The organism is Mycobacterium sp. (genome assembly GCF_032162105.1).
Classification (GTDB): Bacteria; Actinomycetota; Actinomycetes; order Mycobacteriales; family Mycobacteriaceae; genus Mycobacterium.
Map to the genome: position 1 here is coordinate 1 of NZ_JAVRPS010000408.1, position 4,533 is coordinate 4,533.

Genomic DNA, 4,533 nt, shown 5'->3' on the forward strand with positions numbered 1-4,533 from the left:
GGCATCGGCGACCTGATAGTTCACCTCGGTCGGGGTGAGGGACGGATTGATCGGGGTTACGGCGGCGCCGATCCGCCACGCCCCGAAGAGCGCGACCACGAAACTGACGGTGTTGGGCAGCATGATGGCGACGACGTCGCCTGCCGATACGCCGCGGGCCCGCAGTGACGCGGCCGCACGTTGGACGGCGGCCAGAAACTGGGCGTTGTTCAGGTCCGTGTCGTCGTCTGCGACCGCAGGATCCGACGGATTCTCGGTTGCGCGCAGGTCGGGCAGTGCCTGCAGATTCATAACGGACGCTCCTTGGTCGCGTGGTGTTCTGTGGGTAAGACGTTAGAAATCGGGCGCTGTGGGGGCACCGTCGTGGACGAATCAAGATGGCGGCCGATGTTGTCTTCCGGAGACAATTCCGTTGCGACGAATCTGCCGCCAGCGGCTAGCCGAGGATTTACCGTCAAAGGATGACGAAGCAGGGTCTGGCGAACGCGGTGGACGTCAATCGCGTGGTCGCCGAGATTGGCGCCCAGCTGAACGACCGACTCGCTGCGGTGTCGGGGTCCATCCGTGCTGCCCTCGAGGATGCGATCCCCGAACTGCGCGGCGATGCCCGCACCATCGAACTGCTGGGCGCCAGCGTCGAGGGAAATGTCGACACCCTGCTGCACGCGCTGCGTCACGACATCGCGGTGGAACGAGTCGAGGCGCCGACCGCGGCGCTGGAGTATGCCCGCCGACTGGCCCAGCACGGCGTACCGGTCAACGCCCTCGTCAGGGCCTATCGGCTGGGCCAGCGCCAGCTCAACGATCTCGTGTTCCAGGCGGTGCGCGAGGCCGATATCTCGCCCGTCACCCGGCTCGCCGCGCTGGAGGCGATAAGTACCACGCTCTTCGAGTACATCGACTGGATCTCGCAACAGGTCGTCGCCGTCTACGAAGAAGAGCGCGAACGATGGTTGGAGAACCAGAACAGCATCCGCGCACTGCGAGTCCGCGAGGTCGTGGCCGGGAAGGCGAAAGTCGACGTCGACGCGACGAGTGACTCGATCCGCTATCCGTTGCGGTGGCACCATCTTGCGGTCGTGATGTGGTACTCGGACGAGGGTGCCAGCGGTGACGAACTCGCCCGGCTGCAGCGCTTCCTTCGTGAGCTTGGCCAGACCACCGACGTGGGCTCGAACCCCCTGTTCGCGGCGGCGGACCAAACCACCGGATGGGGCTGGCTCCCATACCGTTCTGCTCCGGCCAATGCCGTTGAGTCGGTCCAAGAGTTCGCCAGAGAGCGCGCCGATCCGCCGAGCGTGGCAATCGGCACGGTTGCCTCCGGCGTCGACGGATTCCGCCGGTCTTATCGCGAGGCGCAGGCGGCCAGGGCCGTCGCGGTCGCCGGCGGTGCCCACGGGGCGACGGTGATCGCAGCGTCGGACCCCGGTTTGGCGGCGGCAGCGCTGCTTGGCGTCGACATCGGCGCGGCCAGGGTCTGGGTGGGCGACGTGCTCGGTGAGTTGTCGGCGGACACCGAGAACGACGCCCGGCTGCGCGAGACGCTCCGGCTCTTCCTTCGGTGCGGGTCGAGCTACAAACAAGCGGCCGAAGAGCTGGACCTGCACTTCAACACCGTGAAATACCGGATTGGCCGGGCGGTCGCGAGGCGGGGCAAGCCCATCGAGCAGGACCGTCTTGACGTCGAGCTCGCCCTGCTGGCCTGCCAGTGGTACGGGACGGCTGTGCTCCAGTCGGACGAGGCCTAGCCCGGTCAACCCGCTCAACCCGGTCATCTCGCGCCTACAACGAACGCGGCGGTTTTCGTTGTCGGAGGACAATGGCGATGAGGGTGTTCGAATCTAGCCTTCCCCGCATGGACGCCAACGTGGTGCGGCAACAAGTCGCAGAGATCGCGGAAGCGCTTTACGGGCGAACCGACGAACTCGCGACCGCGCTTGCCCACGCGATCGCCCGAGACGTGAGGCTGTACAAGACCACCGCACTGGTGCCTTTCGAGCTGGTCGTCGACGGCTGTCGGACGAACATCCGGCAGGTCCTCGGTGCGATCGCCGCCGACACCGAGTTCGACCCGACCGCGGCGGCCGACTTGGGCACAGAACGTGCACGCGACGGGGTTCCGCTGGCCTCGGTGATGGAGGCGTACCGGGTCGGGTTCCGCGCGATATGGGACGCCGCCGTGAATGAGGTGGCGAACCGCGCCCGGGTGAACGGCGATGCTCTGCGCATGCTGACTGCGAAAATACTTGCGGCCCAAGATGTCTTCACCGCCGCGATGGCGGCCGCCTACCGAGCCGAACAGGCCCGCCGACTTCATGGTGATGAATCCGAACGCGAGGTCCTCATCGACTCGGTTCTGCACGGACGGCTGTTCGAGCAGTCCAGCGTGTGGGAGGCCGCCGACTATCTGCTGCTGCCCGCAAAGGGGCCATATGTCGTGATAGCCGCCGACGCGGGTGTCATCGGCACCGAGGCGCTGCCCGGGATCGAATCGAAGATGCGCAGCATGGACGTCTTCTCGGCCTGGCGACAGTTGCCCGACTTGCACGTCGGGATCGTGCACGTGAAGACCGCCGAGCAGTTGGACAACGCACTGGCGCTGGTGTCGCGGCTGGCCACCGGCCGTGTCGGAGTCAGCGCACAGTTCGACGATCTGCGGGACACCGCACAAGCGCTGCGCTACGCCCGCGTGACGCTGCGCGGGCGCCCGGACCAGGGGCCGCGGGTCACGCAGTTCGACGGTTCCATTCTGTCCACGGCCGCGCTCAGTGCGCCCGAGGTGATGGTGAAGCTCGTGACTCCCACGATCGAGTGTTTCGCCGAACTTTCCCATGAAGAGCGCGACATTCTCTTCGACACGTTCAGGGTGTGGCTGGAGAACGACGGATCCTTGCGCACCGCCGGCGAATTGCTCTTCTGCCATCCCAACACCGTCCGTTATCGGCTACACCGAATCGAACAACGAACCGGCCGTTCCCTGTCTCGACCGCGGGACGTCGCCGAAGTCTCCTTGGCGTTCGAGGTTCATCGACTTCTCATGTGGCAGGCAGAGAATCCCGACCGGCCGAAACCGAATTCATCGACGGCCTGACATGTGCCCAATGGTCGTGACCGGGCGTGGCGCGTGTCGGGCATGCCTGCTCCAAGTGATTCCGGTGGCAGCGGCTCGCGCGGGGCGAACCGCGCGCGTCGGAGTAATTCATTGTTGCGCCGCCGGGAAACCCGACGATTGTTTGTCGGTACAACGTCGTCGCGGTCGCGGTGTTCTGCGCAACAACGACATACCGGCCCACAGTCGAGACGATTGGACAATCACCGAAGCGGGGACAGATGGAGCCGCAATGTCGAATCTCGCGCTCAATCTTGTTGCCAGCGCCGCGCGTATCCCCGATCGGACCGCGGCAATCACGCGCGAACAGACGCTGACGTACGCGGAACTGGACGGCGCGTCGGCCCGACTGGCCACGCTGCTCCAGCGCGAGGGCATCGGCGTGGGTGAGCGGGTCGGAGTGATGCTGCCGAACATCGCGGCAGCACCGATCGCCTACTACGCCATCTGGCGGATGGGCGCCGTCGCGGTGCCGATGAACCCGTTGATGCAGGGCCGTGAGGTGCGGTTCTACCTAACGAACACCGGCGCCAAGGCGCTGATCGGAACGCAGCGATTTGCCGGCGCGGCGACCGACGGCGCGGAGGGTGCGGGCGCGAAGCTGTGGCTCGTCGACGACGCCGAACTGGCACGGCTGACCAGTGATCTGCCGGAATACGGCGAGCCGGTCCTGCGCGATCCGTCCGACACCGCCGTCGTGCTGCACACGTCGGGAACGACCGGCACGCCGAAGGGCGCCGAGCTGACCCACGGAGGCCTTGGGAGCAACCGGGACGTCATCGCGCAACGCCTGCTGATGCTGACCGACGACGACGTCGTGCTCGCCTGCTTGCCGCTGTTCCACGTGTTCGGGATGACATGCGCGATGAACGCCGCGATCGCCGCAGGTGCGGGGCTGTCGTTGCTGGCGCGCTTCGATCCGGCCACCGCGATCGAGCGAATTCACCGTGACCGCGTGACGGTCCTGGAGGCGGTGCCAACCATGTACTCGGCGCTGCTGTCGGTCGCCGATGACTTTCCGCCCGAGGCGACCGCCTCACTGCGCACATGCGTTTCGGGCGGCGCGGCGCTGCCCGTCGCGGTGCTCAACGACTTCGAGAAGACGTTCGATGCGGTCATTCTCGAGGGGTACGGGCTGTCGGAGACCTCTCCTGCCGCCACGTTCAACCATCCCGATGCGGAGCGCCGCCCCGGATCGATCGGCACGCCGATCGAGGGCGTGCAGGTGCGGCTAGTCGACGAAGGCGGACACGACGTCCCGGCCGGGAGCCCTGGAGAGATTCAAGTCAAGGGTCCCAACGTCATGAAGGGGTATTGGAATCTGCCCGAGGCGACCGAAGCGTCGATCAAGGACGGCTGGTTCTCCACCGGTGACATCGCCGTCGTCGACGAGGACGGTTACTACTGGATCGTCGACCGCAAGA

At 66.2% G+C, this 4,533-nt stretch carries 4 protein-coding genes; 3 read left to right on the forward strand and 1 reads right to left on the reverse strand.

Features of this window, described 5'->3' with window-relative positions; genetic code table 11:
- A partial coding sequence (locus tag QOC69_RS20915; protein WP_526443116.1) for an AMP-binding protein occupies window positions 1-291 on the reverse strand: 291 nt, incomplete at its 3' end.
- A gap of 170 nt (window positions 292-461) precedes the next feature.
- Here QOC69_RS20915 and QOC69_RS20920 point away from each other — a divergent pair.
- The 3 genes from QOC69_RS20920 to QOC69_RS20930 form a co-directional block, all read left to right on the forward strand.
- Window positions 462-1,748 carry a PucR family transcriptional regulator gene (locus QOC69_RS20920; RefSeq protein WP_526443118.1) on the forward strand — a complete coding sequence of 429 codons (1,287 nt, stop codon included), beginning with the start codon at window positions 462-464 and terminating at the stop codon, window positions 1,746-1,748.
- Window positions 1,749-1,855: 107 nt separating this feature from the next.
- Window positions 1,856-3,091 (forward strand): PucR family transcriptional regulator, encoded by a 1,236-nt coding sequence (locus QOC69_RS20925; protein WP_526443120.1) that lies wholly within the window; start codon window positions 1,856-1,858, stop codon window positions 3,089-3,091.
- A gap of 250 nt (window positions 3,092-3,341) precedes the next feature.
- Window positions 3,342-4,533: AMP-binding protein (locus QOC69_RS20930; RefSeq protein WP_526443122.1), on the forward strand; the 1,192-nt coding region annotated here is incomplete at its 3' end.